The following is a 526-nucleotide window of genomic DNA, read 5'->3' on the forward strand; positions in this document are numbered from 1 at the left end:
ACGTCGCGGGTCAGCTTTCAGTTCAAAGAACCTTGCCTGTCGCGGCCTTTCCCAGCCATCAGATTACACACAATACTCTTTTCCATTTGCATGGACCAGAACATCATATGGACACACAGTGTCTTTCATCGCGCCTTTGCCCGCTGGTTTCCCAAACTTGCTGTCGCGGACTGAAACCCCGTATGTAATTTTGGCTCCCATTCCGCTTTCGCTTCCTGTTTGCCGTTTCCAGACTTTTGCCGCATCCATTTCCGCGACATTCCGCTTCCTGTCTCCAGAATGCTTCAGCGCGTCGTGCATGCAGGCTCAGCCTGCTGGTGGGCTTAAGTGGACTCGAACCACCGACCTCACGCTTATCAGGCGTGCGCTCTAACCGGCTGAGCTATAAGCCCATATTTCTCCGGCTTTGAGGCTATCCGGTCTTTCTGCCACTATAGCCAGTATTTTGCAGACTTCCTCTGCGGTTCTCTCCGCGACCGCGAGCCTTTTCATTTCTGAAACGCCCCGGCGCGTCGTGACCGCGGAC

The 526-nt window shown here is 54.4% G+C and carries 1 protein-coding gene and 1 tRNA gene; both read right to left on the reverse strand.

The window, feature by feature from the left end:
• Positions 1 to 63: 63 nt before the first annotated feature.
• Entirely contained in the window at positions 64 to 300 is a 237-nt protein-coding gene (locus CAFE_RS11825) for a hypothetical protein (protein WP_066649249.1), read from the reverse strand.
• Positions 301 to 315: 15 nt separating this feature from the next.
• Positions 316 to 392 (reverse strand) — tRNA-Ile (locus CAFE_RS11830).
• Positions 393 to 526 lie beyond the last annotated feature (134 nt).

Origin of the sequence: Caproicibacter fermentans (genome assembly GCF_009746625.1) — a bacterium.
Lineage (GTDB): Bacteria > Bacillota > Clostridia > Oscillospirales > Acutalibacteraceae > Caproicibacter > Caproicibacter fermentans.